At 59.5% G+C, this 20,827-nt stretch carries 14 protein-coding genes and 2 pseudogenes; 9 read left to right on the plus strand and 7 right to left on the minus strand.

The genetic code is table 11. From position 1 onward, the window contains the following. Positions 1–74 precede the first annotated feature (74 nt). The gene (locus BUA69_RS19470) at positions 75–923 is read left to right on the plus strand and encodes a DUF2167 domain-containing protein (RefSeq protein ID WP_072866645.1); all 849 of its coding nucleotides are present in this window, start codon (positions 75–77) and stop codon (positions 921–923) included. A gap of 1,502 nt (positions 924–2,425) precedes the next feature. Here the strand turns inward: BUA69_RS19470 and BUA69_RS19480 are convergent. The 5 genes and pseudogenes from BUA69_RS19480 to BUA69_RS19500 all read right to left on the minus strand — a co-directional run. Then, positions 2,426–3,348: pseudogene (locus BUA69_RS19480) on the minus strand (IS3 family transposase); the annotation flags it as partial. A gap of 313 nt (positions 3,349–3,661) precedes the next feature. Then, the gene (locus tag BUA69_RS19485; protein ID WP_046133442.1) at positions 3,662–4,510 is read right to left on the minus strand and encodes an alpha/beta hydrolase; all 849 of its coding nucleotides are present in this window, start codon (positions 4,508–4,510) and stop codon (positions 3,662–3,664) included. Then, a complete protein-coding gene (locus BUA69_RS19490; RefSeq protein ID WP_046133441.1) occupies positions 4,510–5,979 on the minus strand; it encodes an NAD-dependent succinate-semialdehyde dehydrogenase in 1,470 nt (489 codons plus the stop codon). Before BUA69_RS19490 ends, BUA69_RS19485 begins: the two co-directional genes overlap by 1 nt. Positions 5,980–6,001: 22 nt before the next feature. Beyond that, complete coding sequence (locus BUA69_RS19495; protein WP_046133440.1) at positions 6,002–7,219, minus strand: iron-containing alcohol dehydrogenase; 1,218 nt, start codon at positions 7,217–7,219, stop codon at positions 6,002–6,004. Continuing rightward, positions 7,216–8,253, minus strand: coding sequence for an Ldh family oxidoreductase (locus tag BUA69_RS19500; RefSeq protein WP_046133472.1), 1,038 nt, complete (start codon positions 8,251–8,253; stop codon positions 7,216–7,218). Before BUA69_RS19500 ends, BUA69_RS19495 begins: the two co-directional genes overlap by 4 nt. A gap of 79 nt (positions 8,254–8,332) precedes the next feature. Here BUA69_RS19500 and BUA69_RS19505 point away from each other — a divergent pair, with 79 nt between their 5' ends. The 5 genes from BUA69_RS19505 to BUA69_RS19525 are packed head-to-tail and all read left to right on the plus strand — an operon-like array spanning position 8,333 to position 13,279. Further along, positions 8,333–9,052, plus strand: coding sequence for a GntR family transcriptional regulator (locus BUA69_RS19505; RefSeq protein ID WP_280136791.1), 720 nt, complete (start codon positions 8,333–8,335; stop codon positions 9,050–9,052). Further along, entirely contained in the window at positions 9,049–10,608 is a 1,560-nt protein-coding gene (locus BUA69_RS19510) for a sugar ABC transporter ATP-binding protein (protein WP_046133439.1), read from the plus strand. Before BUA69_RS19505 ends, BUA69_RS19510 begins: the two co-directional genes overlap by 4 nt. Then, positions 10,609–11,604, plus strand: coding sequence for an ABC transporter permease (locus tag BUA69_RS19515; protein ID WP_046133438.1), 996 nt, complete (start codon positions 10,609–10,611; stop codon positions 11,602–11,604). A 55-nt stretch (positions 11,605–11,659) separates the two neighbouring features. Continuing rightward, positions 11,660–12,607, plus strand: a complete 948-nt coding sequence (locus BUA69_RS19520; protein WP_046133437.1) for a substrate-binding domain-containing protein — start codon at positions 11,660–11,662, stop codon at positions 12,605–12,607. A 60-nt stretch (positions 12,608–12,667) separates the two neighbouring features. Further along, the gene (locus tag BUA69_RS19525) at positions 12,668–13,279 is read left to right on the plus strand and encodes a DJ-1/PfpI family protein (RefSeq protein WP_046133436.1); all 612 of its coding nucleotides are present in this window, start codon (positions 12,668–12,670) and stop codon (positions 13,277–13,279) included. Between the two features lie 229 nt (positions 13,280–13,508). Here BUA69_RS19525 and BUA69_RS19530 read toward each other — a convergent pair. Continuing rightward, positions 13,509–13,792 (minus strand): annotated as a pseudogene (locus BUA69_RS19530) (transposase); the annotation flags it as partial. Positions 13,793–13,899: 107 nt separating this feature from the next. On the opposite strand from BUA69_RS19530, the gene BUA69_RS19535 reads away from it, so the two are divergent. Further along, complete coding sequence (locus BUA69_RS19535) at positions 13,900–14,739, plus strand: DUF6544 family protein (protein ID WP_046133435.1); 840 nt, start codon at positions 13,900–13,902, stop codon at positions 14,737–14,739. A gap of 30 nt (positions 14,740–14,769) precedes the next feature. Here BUA69_RS19535 and BUA69_RS19540 read toward each other — a convergent pair whose 3' ends face one another. Next, on the minus strand, positions 14,770–15,648 hold the full coding sequence (locus BUA69_RS19540) for a LysR family transcriptional regulator (RefSeq protein ID WP_244468670.1): 879 nt from the start codon (positions 15,646–15,648) through the stop codon (positions 14,770–14,772). A gap of 125 nt (positions 15,649–15,773) precedes the next feature. On the opposite strand from BUA69_RS19540, the gene BUA69_RS19545 reads away from it, so the two are divergent. Further along, positions 15,774–16,778, plus strand: a complete 1,005-nt coding sequence (locus tag BUA69_RS19545) for an NAD(P)-dependent alcohol dehydrogenase (protein WP_046133433.1) — start codon at positions 15,774–15,776, stop codon at positions 16,776–16,778. Positions 16,779–17,393: 615 nt separating this feature from the next. Then, complete coding sequence (locus BUA69_RS19550; RefSeq protein ID WP_143154599.1) at positions 17,394–20,144, plus strand: autotransporter outer membrane beta-barrel domain-containing protein; 2,751 nt, start codon at positions 17,394–17,396, stop codon at positions 20,142–20,144. Positions 20,145–20,827: the final 683 nt, after the last annotated feature.

The following is a 20,827-nucleotide window of genomic DNA, read 5'->3' on the forward strand; positions in this document are numbered from 1 at the left end:
GGTATTGCTGCCGCCTGAGGTGTTGCTGCGTTTGCAAAGTAATTCTAGACTGGGAGGAAACAGGGGGGGGGATTATGCGGGTTGTTTATACGGCCGTACTGGTAGTTTCTTGTATATTGTTGACAGCAGGAACGACACACGCTCAGCGATTAACTGATGTTCCACCAGTTGAATCCGTCTCCGACCTGCCATGGGTTACCTACCCTTCAATGGGTGTGATAAGCGATCAGGCAGAAGTTTCTCTGCAGGGCGGATTGTACTTTTTAGGAGAAGAAGCGACTAGCCGATTTCTGGTGTTGAACGGCAATCCCGCGAGACGGGGGCAGTTCACGTTAGCTCCCGAAAGCTTGGCTTGGTTCGCTATCTTCAACTTTGATGCGTCGGGCTACGTCAGGGACGACGAGAAAATCGACGCCGACGCCCTTTTAAGTACGTTGAAAGAGCAAAATGCAAGTGGCTTTGAAGAGCGAAAACGGCTTGGACTTACTCAACTAACATTAGTCGATTGGTCCGTGCCGCCCCACTATGACGCTACTACAAAGCGACTTGAATGGGGCACACTCTTAATGGCGTCAGATGGCACCGAAGTTGCGAATTATACAGTCAGGATCTTGGGTCGATCTGGGGTTATGAGAGCAGTATTAGTTTCTGACACTCCGGCTTTGAAAACTAACGTTGCAGCATTTCATGCCAGTCTTGCCGGTTTTGGCTTTTTGCCTGCTCACCAGTATGGGGCATATCAACAAGGAGACAGGATTGCCGAATACGGACTGGCGGCGCTGATAGTCGGTGGAGCGGCAGCTGTGGCCACTAAATCGGGGTTTCTGAAGACATTTGGAGTGTTTCTGTTTGCGATCGGGGCTGCTGTAGTGGCTGCAATTGGAGCACTGTTTCGAAGAGTATTTAGGCGCTCCAGTACATGATGGTCCGGAAGTGATTCCAGATCAGTCGTTCTGGTTGCTCTGTTTCTGCTTCTATATTTCAGACTGCATCAAGATCTTGAAGCCGGATCAGATGAAGTTTGTGAGTGTGGGGGCTGGATGGTTGCCGGTGACGCCATTGTTATCTCATCAGCCGCCCAGCAGGGTGCTAGCTCTGCTCCTGCCACTCCCATGGGAGACGGCTTGTTCGTTCAGTTGGCGAGGCATCTCGCATACAGCGGTGCCCAGAGGTGGTATTAGGCAGCTTAAAAGCCAAATTGATGGCCTTCGTATCTATCAAGCTGCATCTGTAATTGTTTCTTTGAATCTGTTTGTTCTCGGCCCCGTTGCAACGCACTATTTTGGACTGCGGTCGGCCATAGCGTCTGTAATGCCCCTTCATCTCCTGATTGCGATATGGTGTTCAGTTTCTGTTCTCACCGACCGCAAGCTGCTCATCGGAAGACGTCGAGCGTTGGGTATGATTTTGGAATGGATATTATGTCCGGGCTACCTCGCAAACGCCTACAAAAGAGTTGGATTGGCGTTGGTGCCTGCCACAAGTGCCGACGATGTCATAAAATCGGAGATTGCCGCCACACCGTTTCCGAAGTGGATGGTGTCTGTGAGGCGGTATGTCGATGAGTTAGAAGGTGCCGAGGGCCCTTCCAGCGAGGTAGCTACACGCATCATTCGCTTACTTGGAACATCAGGACCTCGCTAGGTGGCATGGCAGCGGATGCCCGCCAGTGACACCCCCACCCCCTACCGGTGCCGTATATGGCTTTCCCCTGAGAAGGACGTTTAAGGTTGTAAACCTCCGGCTCAGATGGGATGGGGCGGGGTACCCGGAGCTGCGTGGATAGCCCCTGTAAGCCTCAGGGAAGGCCGTACAGCGAGGTTATGGGTGCCGGGTAGGGTTGGTGGCGCGCTTGGTCCTGCGTCGCCCTAAGCGGTTGACATATCAGGCCATTTGACGTATAAAGAAGTTATCCAGAATTCATATCCTGGGTTCCTCATCAAAATTTTGTATTCTACTTGTTTGTCAAGGGCTTAGGCCGTTTGGCATATCAGTAATGTTATTTGCCCTCCCCCCTCTTTATGAGCAGGGCATAATCCCAAGTCTCTTGTGACTGTGGGAACGCATCCTATTGGATGAACTGAAAGCAACTCAAATTGTTAGAAGAAGTGTCCGCCAGCCAGCTAGCAGAGCTAGAGGCATCATTTAATTTGCCCATCTATCTGCCCTCATCCGAGTCACTCCTTGCTACGGAGCTGAGCTTCCCCATGTTCGGAGAGATTAGGGGCGACCAGAAGTACAGAAATGACCTAGAGAGCCTGTCCAACGCCGTGCTTGATCGTCTGGCGAGGGCCGCCACCCCGAGTATCCATAGTAAGGTTAGAAGGCACCTCCATGAACATCGCAAGTCCATGCTTTCCATCATGCACAGCCTCGCCCATGCATGCTCACTGAATAGCCCCGCGTTCTGTAGACACCTTCGGGGTTAGATTTGGTGTCGTCGTTCGAACTCGACAGGTGAGAGCATGCCGTTGCGGACGTGCTTGCGGGTCGGGTTGTAGAACATCTCGATGTAATCGAACACATCCTGGCGGGCCTCGTCTCGGGTTCGATAGGTGCGGCGCCTGATCCTCTCGCGCTTGAGAAGGTTGAAGAAGCTTTCGGCCACAGCATTGTCATGGCAGTTGCCACGGCGGCTCATGGAGTGAACCAGATTGTGGTGCCGCAGGAAGCTGGCCCAGTCCATGCTGGTGAACTGGGAGCCCTGATCGGAATGGACCAGCACCGTGTTCTGTGGCTTGCGGCGCCAGACAGCCATGTGCAGGGCCTGAAGGACGACCTCACTGGTCTGCCGGCTTTGTAGCGACCAGCCGATGACGCGACGCGAGAACAGGTCAATGACCACGGCCAGATAGGCAAAGCCCTCCATGGTCTTGATATAGGTGATGTCGGTCACCCAGGCGGTGTCCGGCGCCTGGACGTCGAACTGCCGAGCCAGGGTGTTATCGACTACCACTGATGGCTTGCCACCATAAGAACCAGGCCGCCGCCGATAGCCGATCTGGGCCTTGATCCCGGCGAGCCTGGCCAGGCGGGCGATGCGGTTGGCACAGCTGGTCTCGCCCTGATCGAGCAGGTCGTCATGAAGCTTGCGGTAGCCATAGACCTTGCCGCTCTGCTTCCAGGCATCCTCGATCAGCTGGGTCTGGCGAATGTCTTCCTGGGCCCGCTTGCTCAAGGGGCTTCTGAGCCAGGCATAGAAACCGCTGGGGTGGATGCGCAGACACCGGCACATGGTGCGCACCGAAAACTGCTCGCGATGCTCGGCGACGAACGCGTACCTCACTTTGCATCCTTGGCGAAGTACGCGGCCGCTTTTTTTAGGATGTCGCGCTCCTCGGTAAACCGAAACCACGATGCTGCAGGAGGAAGATGAAAATGGCGCAGTCGCTTTGCACTCTGCCGCTGAGGGCTAGCGCGATTTCGTTTATGGTGTTGCTGTCGCGAGTCACCCACTGGCCGTGCTGGCGCCACTGGCCACCGGTAAGCCAGAAATACGCTTTGAAGCGCGCACCTATTTCTCAAACGGCTGCCGCGGCTACGACGTCATGGGAATGGGGCGGGATCAGCTCATCGCCGACGTGCGAGCTCACGAGCGGGTGCTGTCGCTACCAAGCGGTCATTCTCTGTCTAATCACCACATTTCGCTCGCTGGTAGCCATCACGCGTATATCTCGATGTCTAGAGTTCGCGCGGCTATCATTCGTGTCAGTGTTTGTCCGACCACGGAGGCCGCATCGCCCAAATCGAGAGCGATGCTCATATGATTGGCGTTTGCCACATCGCTACGCGTCGCTGTTACGCCTTGAGCCGCAAACATGGCTGCCATTTCATCGGCCTGGACGTGAAATGGCTTGGTCTCATGCTCTCCGACCAGCAGGGTGATTTGGCCTCCAACCCGATAGCTTTTTGAAGCTGGCGAGAAATCGGCCACTTCTTCGTCGGTTAGGGAGATCAAGGGCTGCAAGAAAGATGTTTGCAGCGGCGCGAGCTGGTAAATGCCGCTTAATAGGAGTGCGCTTTGTGGTCTTACCGCGCTAGTGGTCTCAAGCAAGGTGCAGCACAGGTGAGCACCGGCGGAATGGCCGGATATGGTTAGACGATTGGCGTCGCCGCCGAAGCTTGATGCATTGGCGACGAGCCATGCCGCAGCGCAGCGCACCTGAGCAACGATTGTCTTCATGCGCACGGCCGGCATGAGGTCATAGTCGACTATTGCGGCAATGCCACCTGCGGCGACGACGGTGTCGGCGACGAAGGAGAAGTCGTTCTTGGTGAACATCCTCCAATATCCACCATGAACGAACAGGTGGATGGGGCGAGGTGAATTAAGGCCCGCGGGCAAGAAGAGGTCGAGTTTTTCATTCGGCCCCTCGCCATAGCGAACGTCAAGCCTCGATATCTGGACCGCACGCGTCTCCTGGCTGCGCTCAGAGAACGCAACCAAATAGCGGTCGAAGTCCGCTACGTGATCGCGGGTCTTGAACAGGTCGATGCTCTCTCCGACCATCAGAAGTCGGCCGCGATATACTTGGCTTCCATAAATTCGAGTATGCCGTGAATGCCACCCTCACGTCCCAAGCCGCTTTGCTTGACGCCGCCGAATGGAGCTGCCGGATCGGATAGAAGTCCTCGGTTCAACGCAATCATGCCGGCTTCGACGCGACTGGCAACCGATAGTCCACGTTTCAGGTCTTGTGTGTAGATGTATGCGGCAAGCCCGTATTCGGTGTCGTTCGCCGCAGCGATGGCATCGTCCTCGGTTGAAAATCGATAGAGCGCTGCAACCGGTCCGAAGATTTCCTCATAGGCCAAGTTGGCATCGCGGGGCAAATCTGCCAGCACTGTGGGCGGGTAGAAAAAGCCTTTTCCCCCGGGCCGGACGCCGCCCTGCAAAATACGGGCGCCGCGAGTCGTCGCATCGGCAACTAGGGCCTCGATCTTGTCGACGGCTTTGCGGGTGATCATGGGGCCGCAGGCGGTTTGCGGGTCGCTGCCGGCACCGACCTTTAGCGCGGCCATGCGCGCCGAGAGACCGGCTGCGAAACGGTCATAAATGCCATCCTGTACATAGAACCGATTGGCCGCCGTGCAGGCTTCACCGGCATTGCGCATCTTGGCGATCATGGCGCCGTCGAGCGCTGCTTCAAGGTCCGCATCATCGAAAACGATGAAGGGGGCATTGCCGCCCAGCTCCATGGAGCAGCTCAGCACAGTCTTGGCCGCTTCGGCCAACAGCACCCGGCCAATGCCGGTCGAGCCGGTAAAGGAGAGTTTGCGCACGCGCGGGTCGCTTAGCATGGCATTGGTGACCGGGCCGGGGGTCGATGTTGTGATGACGTTGACTACGCCATCGGGTACGCCGGCTTCAGCATAGATTTCAGCAAGGGCATAGGCCGTCAGAGGCGTTTCGCTGGCTGGTTTCAGCACAACGGTGCAGCCTGCGGCGAGCGCCGGCGCGATCTTGCGCGTTGCCATGGCTGCCGGGAAATTCCACGGCGTGATCAGCACAGAAACGCCGATGGGCTCGTAATCCACCAAGATGCGGTTGCTGCCCGATGGCGCCGTGCGGAACTCGCCGCCGACGCGCACTGCTTCTTCACCATACCATCGGAAAAACTCGGCTGCATAGGTCACTTCGCCCCGCGCATCGACCAACGACTTGCCATTCTCAAGCGATATCAAGGTCGCGATCTCTTCGTGACGCTCAGTCATCAGCACAAAGCATCGGCGCAAGATTTCGGCGCGCTGGCGTGCTGGAGTATCACGCCATCCGGCGGCTGCCGCCGCTGCCGCGTCGACGGCCGCGGTCGCGTCGGCGACGCTGGCATTGGCAACCCTGGCCAAAACCTCTTCGGTGGATGGGTTGACCACTGCAATATCGGCGCCCGGTAACCAACGCCCACCGATGTAAAGGCCGCGCGCATAGCGTGTGCAGTCGATGGTGGCGGGACGCGGAGACGAGGTGACGGCACTCATGGGAAGGATCCTTATCTGCAGGTCAAACGGCGAGCGTGCGGTCGCCTATAAAGGCGGCTCGCACCAGCCGGTTCATGGCCGCCTCGTCGATCGGGCGGGGATTGTTGTCGATCAGTCGGCCGATGGTCAACGACTGGGTCGCAGTCCATTCGATCCTGTCTTTGTCCAGGCCCAGAGCTTCCAGATTTGCAGGAATGCCGATGGCGGCAAACAACTCGGCCACGCGGGTAATCGCAGCGTCGGCGAGTTCGCTTTCATTTGAGCCCGCCACATGCATCGCCCGCCCGACGGCGGCCAGTTCTGGCAATGCTACCGAGCGATTGTAGGTCATGACGTAAGGCAGAAGGGCAGCGACGCCCAGCCCGTGCGCCGTGTGCGTGTCCGCGCCAATAGGATATTGGATGGCATGGGCCAATGCAGTGCCTGCAGTGCCAAAAGCCATGCCAGCTGCGGATGCGCCAAGCATGACATCGGCGCGGGCCTCCATGTCGCTGCCGTCGCTGCAGGCTCGTTCTAGGCTCTTGGCCAAAAGCCCGATCGCCAGCAGGGCAAAATGATCGCTCAGTCTATTCTTGCCGACGAACACTCTTTGCTGGGACAGGCCCGCAGTGGGTTCGCGGCGAATTGCCATGAAAGCTTCAATGGCGTGGGTCAGCGCATCAGCACCGGCGACCGCGGTGAGGCCCGGCGGACATGTTGCAGTCAATTCGGGATCGCAGATGGCGGCGTGGGGAATGAGGTGGGGGCTGGATATCCCCACTTTCATGGTGCGTTCCGGATCGGACAGAACCGCGACCGGGGTAACTTCCGAGCCCGTTCCTGCGGTGGTAGGGACAGCGATAATCGGCAGGATGGGGCCGGGCACCTTGAATTCACCGTAGTAGTCCTGTGGCGCGCCGCCATGCGTAAGCAAAAGCGCAACGCATTTTGCTAGGTCAAGACAACTGCCCCCGCCGATACCGATGACCATCTCGGGGGCAAAGGCCCTCGCGCTTTCGGCCGCAGCCGTACAGGAGTCGCGCGGAACATCGGGCAAGACGCTTGAATCGACCTGCACCGTCACGCCTGCTGCCTCAAGGTCTGCGATCATTTCGTGGAAGATCGGTTCTCCGGCCAACCTTGCGTCCGTGCAAACCAGGGCGCGCGTCCCAAGGCGTCGCGCTACCGTGCCCAGGCATTTGCGCTGGCCAACTCCGAATACGACCTCTCTGGGCATTCTAATTGCGGCAAACAAGCTCATGAGTAAACGTCCTGGGTGGCGATAGGGGAAGGCGCCGCCAGGGCGCCCGATAGTGACGCCCAAAGATCGGCATCGATCTCCAGGCCATGTTGAAGCGAAGCCGTCCGGCGCCGCTGGCCGCCATCGCCTGGAATGGTCACCGGATGGGTTGGCTGCTGCGGCGGGCTAAGGCGGAGGTCAGCCAGATAGGTCGCCAGGGTTTGCGAGAGGTGCGGCTGCGCGGGTGGGTTGATAACGATGAACAGGTCGCCCTTGTTGGCGAAGTGGTCGGCATCAAGCGTGCCGCGCACATCCGGCGCCAGCGCGGACCCAGCCAAGCTTGCCACCAGCAGTTCAATGGCGAGACCGATGCCATAGCCCTTGGCTGCACCAAATGGCGCGAGCGATCCGGCCTTGGCCATCGTCGCGTCCGTCGTTGGATTGCCGTCCCGGTCCAACGCCCATCCGATGGGGATAGGCTCACCGCGCAACGCATGGTCATGAATTTTGCCCATCGAGACAGTTCCTGTCGCCATGTCGAGGACGAAGGGGCTGGGACCTGCCGGAATGCCGATGGCCAGGGGGTTGGTACCCAGCATCGCCTGCTTGCCGCCAAAGGGATGCACCAGCGCCTCGCTGGTCGAAAAGGCCAGAACGATCATGCCCTCACTAGCGGCCTTCTCGACGTAGTAGGCGAGCATGCCAAGATGATTAGCGTTGCGGATGCCGGCAATGGAAATGCCGGTCTGTTTCGCCCGCCCGACCAGTTCCGCAAGCGCGTTCATGGCAACAACCGGGCCAAAACCTTGCTGCCCATCAACGATCAACATGCTCGCCGATTGCCAGGTGTGGTGTCCCAGTGCTGCGGGATTGATCAGGCCTTTTTCCATGCGCTCAAGCAGCCGGGGCAGGCGCAGCAATCCATGTGAGGGATGTCCACGCAACTGTGCCTCTACCAGCAGGTCAGCCTGCAGTTGCGCATGGTGCGACGGCGCGCCGAACTGCACGAGCAGTGCGCTCGCCAAACCTCGCGCCTCAGCAGCGTCGACCCTGATATTCATTTCACATCCGATATCATATAGGATTGCATGTGTCGTAACATCGTGTTAGCAGGATGGCAATGTCAAGGGGTAAATGATGGCGCGAACGGTTCTGACGACGGATGCTGGTGCGGATCGCAATGGTGCTGGAGCCTCTGGCATCCAGAGGCCAATCAGCCTTGCCAACGAGGTCTATGAGACCATTTTCTCTCAACTGATGGCGCTCAAGATTGCGCCTGGTGCTCGCATCACCGTCGACAATCTGGCGCGTGAACTGGGCGTTTCACAGACGCCGATCCGTGAGGCTCTTGGTCGGTTGGAGGGGGAAGGTCTTGTTCACAAGACTCACTTGATCGGCTTTAGCGCGGCGCCACAGATTTCGGCCCGCCAGTTTGGCGAGTTGTATGAGCTTCGGCTCCTCCTTGAGCCGCACGCTACGGGTCGCGCCGTCGGCCAGATGACAGACGACATGCTGGCGACACTTGCCGAGGCCGCGGGTGTCATGGGGCGGCGCGCAAAGTCGGGCGACGAACGCGCGCGTTATTCCCAGTTCGCTCGCCAGGATGCCGTGTTCCACGACCTGATCCTGCAGTCCGCTGGCAATGAGTTGGTTCGCGAAACGCTGGCGCATCAACACACGCACTTTCACATCTTCCGCCTGATGTTTCATTCGCGCGTCACCGAGGAAGCGCTGGAAGAGCACGAGGCGATCATTACGGCCTTCGAGGCGCGAAACGCTGCTGCCGCTGAAGCAGCCATGCGTATTCATATCGAGCGGTCGCGCGACCGCCTGCTGCCGGTTTTCGACGAATGAACGCCGCTGAAGTGATGATCGAGGCGGCCTCGCATCTGGAGACCCTGCCACTGATGCAGCTTTCGGGGTTGGGTAAGGCCTATGGTGCGGTCACGGTGCTGTCCGGGGTCGATCTCGACATTCGCTCGGGCGAAGTCCACGCCATTATCGGTGAGAACGGCGCCGGCAAATCGACCCTGATGCGATTGATTTCGGGCCATGTGAAGCCGAGCGCCGGCACAATTCGTTTGTCCGGGGAACTGGTCGAATTCCAAAATCCAGCGGCGGCCGAAAATGCTGGCATTGCCCTCGTGCACCAGGAAATCCTGCTCGCTGATGGGCTGACTGTCGTGGAAAACCTGTTTCTCGGGCGCGAACTGACGCGCAATGGCGTCATTGATGATCGCGCGATGGAGCGTATCGCAGTGCAGCGCCTGGCCGATCTTGGATGCACGGCCTCGCCCCGGGCGCTGATCCGCAGCTTGCCTATCGCGCAGCGCCAGTTGGTGCAGATCGCCCGGGCCTTGCTCGAAGACCATAGGCTGGTGATTTTCGACGAGCCGACCGCCGTTTTGACCACGACGGAAGTGGACACACTTCTGGGCATCGTGCGCGGCTTGCGCGATCAGGGCGCCGCAGTCCTTTATATCTCGCATCGCCTCAACGAGGTCGAAGCGCTGGCCGACCGCATCACGGTGCTGCGCGATGGCAAGATGATCGGCACCTATGATGCGGCAAACGTGACGCAGGAAGACATGGCGCGCCTGATGGTGGGCCGTGAGCTTTCCATGCTCTATCCGCCCAAGCGCGGTGTTTCGACAGCGGCGCCGGTGCTCGAAATCGAACATCTCAGTGTGCCGGGTTTCGTTGAGGATGCTTCGCTTGTCGCGCGGCCGGGCGAAGTGCTGGGCCTGGGCGGCATGATCGGGGCGGGCCGAACCGAACTTTTCGAGGGTCTTCTTGGACTGCGCCCGGCAAAGGTGGGTGAGGTTCGGGTCAGCGGCAAGGCGGTGAGAATCCGCTCGGTGGCTGATGGCGTCGACGTGGGGATCGGCTATCTCACTGAGGATCGCAAGGGCAAGGGCCTCTTGTTGCGCGAGCGCCTCGCACCCAATCTCGTGCTCACTGCGCTCTCCCGGCTATATCGCAAGCCCTATATCGAGCAATCGCTGGAGCAGCGCGAGCTGGACCGGGCGGTCGACGAATATGACATTCGAGTGCGCAGCAAGCGGCTCGAGGCCGGGCAGTTGTCCGGCGGCAATCAGCAAAAGCTGCTGCTGGCCAAGATCATGATGCTCGACCCAAAGGTCGTCATTATCGACGAGCCAACGCGCGGCATCGATATCGGCAACAAGAGCCAGATCTATTCCTTCATCGATGCCCTGATCCGCGCCGGCAAGGCGTGCATCGTCATCTCATCGGAACTGCAAGAGCTTGTGGGCCTGTGCGACCGCATCTTGGTGATGCGCGCCGGCAGCATCGTGGCGGAGTTCGCGGGTAACGACATCACTGAAGAAGCCGTCGTTCTGGCGGCCACAAGCGGCGGACCAAACGCTGCGGCAGGAGGAAAACACTAAATGAGCGACATCACGGCGATGCCTGCGCGCGAGCCTTGGCTACAGCGCATCAACTGGGTCGATATCGGACCTTTCATCGCGCTGGGCATCCTGGTCATTGTCGGGGTGCTGATAAATCCAGACTTCCTGTCGCCCACCAACATCGCCAATGTGGTGACTCGGTCCGCCTTCATCGCCATTATCGCGGTCGGCGCGACCTTCGTCATTTCCTCGGGCGGGCTAGATCTTTCCGTCGGCGCGATGACAGCGTTCGTTACCGGGATCATGATCATGTTCATGAATGCCATGGTGCCCAGCCTTGGTGGCAATGCCATCATCGCTGGCATGGCGTTGGCGCTCTGCGTTGGTGCACTTTGCGGGCTATTCAACGGCCTGATCGTGACGGTTGGCAAGATCGAGCCCTTCATCGTCACACTCGGCACGATGGGCATTTTCCGAGCGCTCATTACCTTCATGTCCGATGGGGGCAACATCCCCCTGGATCGCAGCCTGCGCGAGCCGTTCCGTCCGGTCTACTACGGCAGTTTTGCCGGCATCCCGATCCCAATCCTTGTCTCCATCGCCGTGGCGTCGGTGGGCGCGTTCATTCTCTACAAGACCAAGTTTGGCCGCCGCTGCGCTGCAGTGGGAGCCAATGAGGAAGTGGCGCGCTTCTCGGGAATTTCGGTTGGTCGCATCCGCACTTTGGCCTTCGTCATCCAGGGCATCTGCGTCGCCATTGCCGCCATCTGCTATGTGCCGCGCCTTGGGGCAGCCACCCCGACTACGGGCCAGCTCTGGGAGCTTCAGGTGATCACTGCCGTGGTGATCGGGGGCACAGCTCTGCGCGGTGGCAAAGGGCGCATCTGGGGCACCGTGGCCGGGGCCGTCATCCTTGAGATGATCGCCAACCTCATGGTGCTGTCCAATTTTATCTCCGAATACCTCGTCGCTGCGGTGCAAGGCATCATCATCATCATCGCCATGCTCGTGCAGAGGTTCTCCAAGCAGCCGTGACCGGACCTCACGCCTTGCAAAAAACTTCAGGTCCATTTTCTGGGAGGAAACTACATTGAGAAGTAATCTATTAGCCTCGGCCGCGCTGACGACCATCCTGTTGGCCGTTCCTGCTGTCGCTCAGGAAACCAAGACCATTGCCGTCTCCGTTCCCGCGGCCACCCATGGTTGGACGGGCGGTGTGGTGTACCATGCGCAGAAGGCGGCTGAGGAAATCCAGGCCGCGTTTCCCAATATCAAGGTGGTGGTCAAGACCTCTCCGTCCGCGGCGGCACAGGTCAGCGCGCTCGAGGATTTGAGCGCTGCTGGGAACCTGGATGCTCTGGTCATCCTGCCGTTCTCGTCCGATGAACTGACCGGGCCGGTTCAGTCGGTTGCCGATGCAGGCACCTTTATCACTGTCGTCGACCGGGGCCTGACCGATCCGGCAATTCAGGATCTTTACGTCGCCGGCGACAATATCGCCGTGGGTTCGACCACCGCCAAGTTCCTCGTGGACTCGCTGGGCGGCAAGGGGGACGTCGTTGTGCTGCGCGGTATTCCAACCGTCATCGATGACGAACGTATCCAGGGGTTCCAGGAAGGCCTCGCGGGCAGCGATATCAATATCCTCGACATCCAGTACGCCAACTGGAACAGCGATGAGGCCTTCAGTCTCATGCAGGACTACCTCGCCAAATATCCGCATATCGACGCGGTCTGGGCCAATGACGACGACATGCTGCTCGGTGTTCTGGAAGCCATCCAGCAGTCGGGCCGCACCGAGATCAAGTATGCACTCGGCGGCAATGGCATGAAGGAAATCATCGAGAAAGTAATGGCGGGTGACCCCATGACCCCAATCGAGACTCCCTATCCACCGTCGATGATCAAAACAGCCATCTACATGACCGCTGCCCAGTTTAATGGTCAGGCCCCAGTTCGGGGCACGGTCAAGCTCGATGCACCGTTGATCACCAAGGACAACGCGGCCGAATACTACTTCCCCGATTCCCCGTTCTGATTGTTTATTGGACCGCGCCATGGCGCGGTCCAGCCCCATTTGTTTGTTTGGAGACTGAGAATGCCTGGCAAAAAAATCCTCATGTTGTGCGGTGAATTCACCGAGGAATACGAAATCTTTGTTTATCAGCAAGCGATGGAGGCCGTCGGCCACACCGTTCATGTCGTTTGCCCCGACAAGAAGGCCGGCGAGGTCATTGCTACTTCGCTGCACGATTTCGAAGGTCACCAGACCTATACCGAAAAGATGGGCCACTACGCCCTGATCAACAAAACCTTCAGTGAAGTGCGGCTGGACGAGTATCACGCCGTCTATGCAGCCGGTGGTCGTGGGCCGGAATATATCCGCACCGACAAGCGGGTGCAGGCAATGGTTAGGCATTTCCACGAGACCAACAAGCCCATCTTCACCATCTGCCACGGCGTGCAAATCCTGATCGCAGTCGATGGCGTAGTGCGCGGCAAGAAGGTTGCTGCCTTGGGCGCTTGCGAGCCTGAAGTGACGCTGGCTGGCGGCACCTATATCGATCTTTCACCGACCGACGCCTATGTCGATGGCACCATGGTTTCGGCCAAGGGCTGGACCGCGCTTGCCGCCTTCATCCGCGAATGCCTCAAGGTGCTTGGTACTGAAATCCGCCATAGCGACGACGTCAACGAAAAGGCCGCATAAAGTAAACTGAAGGATCTGCGGCCGCCCAGTCGTATAGCCGCCTAGACGGACTTGGAGATTGGACGGCTCGACCAGACATAAGCCTCACGAACTGGCATCATGCGACAGGCTTCGGCTCCCTTCGCATGATGCTCCAACACTCCTGCGTTTGGAGCACTCTGCCATGCTTGTGGTCAAAGCTCCTGTAAATTCCTGTCAATCGGCGGACCGCCACTCTGTGTTTGATGGCCTTGACCAGCAGCGCCCAGATGATACGCACCATCTTGTTGGCCAGTGCGACCGTGACCAGCATGCGCGGCTTGCGAGCCATCATCTGCTCAAGCCATGAGCCTGCGGGTGCACCTTGCTTGCTCGCCCGCAAGACCACCGCACTGGAATGATGAGAAGTCGCTGCAAGGTTCGCTCACCCATCTTGGCGATCGACCCCAGCTTTTGCTTGCCACCGCTCGAGACTTGGCGGGGCGCCAGACCCAACCAAGCCGCGAAGTCTCGGCCTTTTCTAAACGTCTCGGCTGGCAATCCTGGGCCATGACGCGGCGAGACGATCTGCGGGCGACTATCCCCAAGATGGCTGAATTTGTGATTTGAGGAGCAGGTTTTCTCGTGGTGATGATCGTTTCATGTCGAAGATTGTACTTCTGGTTATCGCCTTGGTGGTCCTCGGTGGTGTGGCTGCCGCTTATTGGTCCTACCGTCAGGCCGTAGAAGAAACTGAACGTGCCGTGGCTGCTATTGTGGGGCGGGCGCAAACTCCCTTGGGCGCGTTCCAACCGTCGATGGTTTCAGATTTGCCGGAAGTTGCGCAGCGCTACTTCAACCATGCGATCAAGCCCGGCACCCCGCTCCAGACCACCGTGCAACTCCAAATGGATGGCAAATTCCTGCTCGGGGATCGTCAGGAATACCAGACCTATGACATGACGGCCTATCAGGTTCTGGCCCCGCCATCGGAATTCGTATGGGTGCCCTCGATGCGATCAGGCTTGCTGCGCATTACAGGGTCTGATGCCCTGGTGGAGGGGGAGGGATGGACGCGCTTCTGGATCAATTCCCTGGTGCCAGTGGTGAACCAGGGGGCCTCCCCTGATTTGAACCGCTCGGCTTTGACGCGCGCTGCAATGGAGGCGATATGGGTCCCGGCGAGCCTGCTTCCCGAGAACGGAGCGGCGTGGGAGCAGACGGGCCCGAACACGGCGCGCGTGACCTTCTCCACGGGCGTCGAGCCCGTGGGCATCACGCTGGCAGTAGACGGAAAGGTTGTGGAGATTGTCTCGATGCGCTGGAGCAATGAGAACGCTGACAAGGTCTTCCGTCTGCAGCGGTTCGGAGGAGCAGTCGAAGCTGAAGCCAGCTTTGGCGGGTACACCATTCCCAGTCGGGTGAAGATGGGCAATCACTACGGGACTGAGAACTATCTCCCGTTTTTCCAGGTTGCGGTCACCGAGGCACAATACCTCTAGAGGCCACAAACCGGTGTGCCGCCAGACCGGTCAATGCGCCGACAGCGCCTCGGCCAGGAAATCGAACACCATGCGCACGCGGCGCGACGTGTTCAGTTCTCGATGGGTAGTCAACCACAGCGGGAAGATGAACGGCGTATAGGAACCCTCTAGAACCCGGCAGACACCCGGAGTGCTATCACCCAAGAATTCAGGGACCATGCCGATGCCGCCGCCCGCCTTGAGCAGTTCCCAATGAACCAGATGGCTGTCGGACAGGATGGTGAGATTGCCACGTTCCACCGAAAGGCCGGCCCCCGCCAGCGCGCCAAGGTAGGTTTCAGGCGACCACAGGCTGATGAAATCGGCGTCTGCCAAGGTATGGGGCGTCAGAGGCTTCTCAAATCGCTCCAGATAAAGCTCCGAGGCATAGAGACGAGCGGTGACGTCGCTCATCTTGCGGGCAATCAGCTCCGGCTGGTCGGGACGGAAATTGCGGAGGGCAATGTCGGCCTCGCGCCGGCGCAGGTCCGAAGCGGTGTTCTTGGCGATAAGATCCACGGTGAGGCCGGCAGCGGCGCGCCGCAGTTTTGCGATCACCGGTGGCAGCAGATAGGCCGCGTCGATCTCGCTGGCACTGACGGCAATGGTGCCTTCTAGCGCCTGTGCGCGGCCGGAGGCGCCTAGCGAGAAACGCCCAGCGGCCTCACCCATGGTTCGAACGTGTTCGAGCAGATCGAGGCCGCTGGGCGTGAGTTCCAGTCCGCGCCCCGTGCGTTCGAAGAGAACCACACCCAGTTCCTCCTGCAGCGCCTCGACCTGGCGCCCCAGCGTCGGCTGTGCCATGCCCAGCGCCCGGGCGGCAGCCGACAGGGAGCCTTCCTCCGCCGTGACGAGAAAAGCCCGGGCCCGATTCCAGTCGAATTTCACAGACCGCCAATCCATGCATATGTGCATATCGAAATGCAGGATTTAGTCAATTCTGCAGAGGCGTCCCCTGCCTTATCGTCCTGGTCATCGGCACCGCACTGGTGCGAGCCAAGAGGAGACAGAAGATGAAAGCTGTAATTGCACCGGCCTATGGCGGCCCCGAAGTTCTGCGTGTCAAGGAGATCGATCGCCCCAAGGTCCAGGACAAACAGATCCTGGTAAAAGTCTATGCCAGCGCCGTGACGCAGGCGGACGTGATGATGCGGACCGGCACTCCCTGGTTCGGACGCATTTTTCTGGGGCTGAGCAAGCCCAAGGCGGCCATTCCGGGCACCGCCTTTGCCGGTAAAGTCATCGGGGTAGGCCCCGGCGTGACGCGCTTTGCCGTCGGCGACGATGTCTTCGGCGAGACCGGTCTCGGCTTCCATGCCCATGCCCAGTTCCTCGCAGTGCCCGAGGATGGCGTCATCGAATACATCCCCGCGACCATGTCCTATCAGGAGGCCGCGCCGGTAGTCGACGGTACGTTGACGGTGCACCATTTCCTGACGCGCCTCGTGACCATCCGCCCGGACCAGAAGGTGCTGATCAATGGTGCGGCCGGTGGGCTGGGAACCTCGGCGGTGCAGTTGGCAAAACACCTGGGTGCCGAGGTTACGGCCGTCGCCAGCGGTCGCAACAGCGAGTTTCTGTCGCGCCTCGGCGCTGACCATGTCATCGACTATGAGCGGGAAGACTTCAGCCACCGGCTGGGGGCCTATGACGTGATCTTCGATACGGTCGGCAAGGTACCCTTCGGCAAGGCCAAGCGGGCGCTCAAGCCGGGCGGTGTCTACCTGTCTCCGGTTTTGGGGCTGGGCCTGCTGCTGCAAATGCTCTGGACCGGCAAGTTCGGCCGCAGGAAGGCCAAGTTCTCCGCCACCGGATTGCTGCCGCATGCAGAACTGGGCAAGCGGTTGACCGAGGTTAAGACGCTTATCGAGGCGGGCGCGCTCCGCACGATCATAGATCGGCACTTCGATCTGACAGAGATCGGCGAGGCGCATCGCTACGTCCAGGCTGGGCACAAGCGCGGCAATGTCGTGCTCGAAATCGTCCACGACGATCTCCAGGTCCTGGCGGCCGAGTAGGGCCGATCCTGCAATGCAGTGCACGCGGCTGGCCTCAACCGGTCAGCCTGGATGCGGTTCGCGTCTTGCTTCTGATGACTTCAACGGGGCCTGCACTGCAGACGGCGGCAGGTTGAAGCTGAGCGGTATGTTGAGAACGCCGCCATTGTCACCTCGAGCGCGGCCGCGGCCAGGCAGCGGGCGCAAACGTGGGACTCGCGAAGAGGCTTTTGGTCGACCACGCGGTCTTCCTTGCCTTAGCAGTGACAAGGACACGGATGCGGTACCTTGTCTGCAGACGTCAGTTAAATGCAAGTGCTATGAATAACCTGCTCAATTAAATCTCTGAAATTCCTGAAATAGAACTTTGTGTATTTGTAGTTATTGTTTCAATGTGTGAAATTACTGATAAATGCTTATTTATACTTTCTAGGCGCGGCGTCTTGGCTGATAAGCCGTAAGGTGTTCTCGACGCCGAAAGGGGGCGATTGCGTGCCTTTTGGTGCTGGAGTGGAACTTATTTTTCGGCCTGACAATAGGTTGGCGAGGAAAATTCTCCAGCCTGTCGTGCATTCCCCTATTCACAAGAGTGGCAAGTGCCATTAATGAACGTTAATAATTGGGGGGGGTGGCGCTTTGCTTAATAGTATAAATTCCAGAATTTTTGGTAGAGTTTCCGCCACGGCCCTGCTTCTGGCGATGGCGCAGGCGCATGCGGCCGATACCAATGTGACGGGCGGGGGGACGCTGAACGTCTCGGCCGGCGATACGCTGGGCACATCGCTACTGCTTGATGACGGTACCCTGATGGTGCAGGATCCGTTGACGATTTCCGTCACGACCACAACGCTGGGCCCTGGTGGCGGTACCATCGACACCAATGGGTATGCCACCACGCTGAACTCCGCGTTGCAGGGGGGCGGGACCTTTACCAAGACAGGTGCGGGCGTGCTGACATTCATCGGCATGAACACCTACACCGGTGCGACCGCGGTCACGCAAGGCACGCTCGCCCTGTCGGGTCAGGGGCGCCTTGATCGATCGAGCAGCGTGACGGTAAGCACTGGCGCAACCCTGGATGTTTCGGCCGCCACAGCGGCATCCGTCCTGCAGTTGAACGGCGCAGGGTCAGTTGTGCTCGGCAATAATAATTTGGAGATCGGTAGCGGCGCTTTCTCGGGCATCATTTCCGGAGATGGCGGTATTAGCGTTAACACCGGTAGTCTTACCCTTACCGGCAATAATACGTTCACGGGTCAGGCATCCAGCGGTGCCGGCGTGCTGCAGATCGGCGATGGCGGAACCATCGGTTACGTTGTCGGCAATATTCTGAATACCGGGTCCCTGGTGTTCAATCGATCGGACGCCCTGACCTATAACGGGCTGATAACTGGCAACGGCGCCAGCACGTTTACCGGCGGCGGCACCTATGTGCTGACCCAGGATAGCAGCGCTTCGGGCGCCTGGACCATCGATGCTGGCACTACGGTGCAATGGGGAAATGGTGGCGCAACCGGTTGGCTGGGTGGTGGGCCGAGCGTTTCGGTCGGCCCGGTCGTCAACAATGGCACCCTGATCATCAATCGCTCCGGCGACCGCATCTACCAGGGAGCGATCGGCGGCAGCGGTAGTTTCGCCATAGAAGGCTCTGGCGTGGTCACGCTGTCCAAGACAAATACCTATACAGGTGCGACGGACGTCAAGGACGGGGGGCTCTTGGTGCTGGGGTCGATTGCATCCTCCAGTCTGACCAATGTGCATTCTGGGGCGATGCTCGCGTCAACAGGCGCCGGTACTTTGGGAGACACAAGAGTACTGCATGGCGGCATCCTGGCACCTGGCAATCTATCGTCGCGTGGGAGCGGGAAGCTGAGTTCGATCGGCACGATGAACGTGGCCGGAAATGTAACGTTCGAAAGTGGCTCGGTACTCGACATTCAGGTCACCAAGGCTGGCCTAAGCGACAAGGTCAGCGTAGCTGGCAGCGCCACGATTGATCCGGCGGCACTGGTGCGCGTCCGCGCGCTCAACGGCACCGACGACGGCTCCACCTACGCGCCCGACACCACCTATACCATCCTCTCGACGACGGGCGGTGTTACCGGCCAGTTCAACAATAACGTGGATGAACAGTTCGCATTCCTCGATGCAGCACTGAAATATGTCGGAAACGACGTTCAGTTGAACCTCACCCGCAATGACGTGACACTGCCTGACGTTGCCAGCACCGCCAACCAGCAATCGTCCGCATCCGCCCTGGCGGGCTTCGATCAAACTGACGCCATTTACCAGCAACTTCTGGGTCTTACAGCCGAGCAGGCGCAGAACGCCTATGACAGCGTTTCGGGCGAAGCGCATGCCTCCGGCCAGCAGGTGCTCGATCAGACATTTGCTCTTTTTACCTCTTCCCTTATTGGCGGTCCGACTGGCGGCGGTGCTGCGGGCGCACGCCAGACATCGGTGCTGGGTTATGTGGAAGTGCCGGCCTCTTCAAATCCGGGCCTGGCGGCCATCGATGAGGCCGAGCAGACCACCGTCATGTCGAACCTGGCCTGGCTCGCGCCGCTGGGCGGCGTGGGCACTGTCAGGGGCAATGGCAATGCCGCCGAGATCCATTGGGCATCCGGCGGTCTGGCTCTCGGTTACGAAGGTGTCGTCGCGACGGGCGATCATAAGCTGACCTATGGCGCCGGCCTGGGCTATCTGGCCTCTAGGGGCGAATTGGCAGGTCGCGCCTCAACTTACGAAACCCAGGGCGGTTTCGTAGGCGTCTATGGCGATTGGGCCGACGGCGCCTGGGCGCTGTCGGGCAACCTGGCCTATGGTGCCAGTCATGTGTCAACGCGCCGCGACATTACGGTGGGCGCAGTTTCCCGTACCGCCACGGCCGGCTATTGGGCGCAGTCTATTGGAGCGGAACTTGAGGCCGGTTATGGGTTTAAGTTGACCGAGCAAATGACACTTAAACCCCTCGGCATGCTGGGTATGGTCTGGTCGGGCCATGGCGGCGCGACCGAAACCGGGGCCGGATCGCTCAATGGCACGATTGCGGCGGCTGGCAAGTGGCAGGTTGATATCGGGCTTGGTGTCGAGCTGGCGCATACCATGTCCCTGTCCAATGGTGCCGATCTGACATTGAAGGCGCGCGGCCTGTGGCAGCACGCATTGACCGATCCGGCATCGAGCCAAAACCTGGCACTGGCCGGCAATTCCGCGACGCCGATAAACGTCAGAGGCGCCGCGGCCGACCGTGACCGCTTCGTTCTCGGCCTGGGGGTGGACTACGCGCCAACCGAAGAGACGCGCCTCTCGCTCAACTACACCGGTACCTTTTCGGGAGCGCAGTCGTCGCATGTCGCTGGTGCTTCTGTCGGCTTCGCCTTCTAGGGCCAGAAAGGGCCTGGGGGAGATGACGTTGAAACTGATCTCGATGACGGCCAACGCGGCGGGGTAGCCTAGCCGCACCTGCGCCTGGGCGTGGCCGGTGAGGAGTGCCGGGGCCGGATAGAGGCCGGGGCGTATCTGCGCGACACCTCAACTGGGCAAGAGATTGGGCTTCCGTTTCCTTCTCGGCAATGGTCGAGCGGTGGCGTGAGTTCCTCAAGGTCGAGACGCTCTGCGACCGGAGCTACAATCATGAGCCTCCCGAACCGGAGGATGACAGGCGGGCTTAATGGGCCAAGCGCTCGGTTCCACCCCCGAAAGGCCCCGCATCGTGGTTCTCGGCATCCTGGCCTTCCTCCAGGCCCGGGTTGGCGGCCTTTAGATCGGCGGCGTCATCACGCGCCGCGTCAGGACGCGCCGGTCCCCCTCGGGCTTTGACCGCGCGCCAGGTCTGGTTCTGTGGATGCGCGCTCGTTCGCAAATGTCCTGGCCGTCATTTCCCAACAGCAACCGAGCAACAGCAAGCGCCACCCGCGGCGCAACACCCCATAGCGGTGATTGTCGAACCGCTGGCAGCCTCAGCCGCCTGCTTGAGGATATGGGGCAGGACCGGATCGAAGGCGGGAGTTGGCTTCATGCGCTGAGACTGGGGCTTGTTAGTTACATTTTCAACTAATATCCCGGTC

This window comes from Devosia limi DSM 17137 (assembly GCF_900128975.1).
Classification (GTDB): Bacteria; Pseudomonadota; Alphaproteobacteria; order Rhizobiales; family Devosiaceae; genus Devosia; species Devosia limi.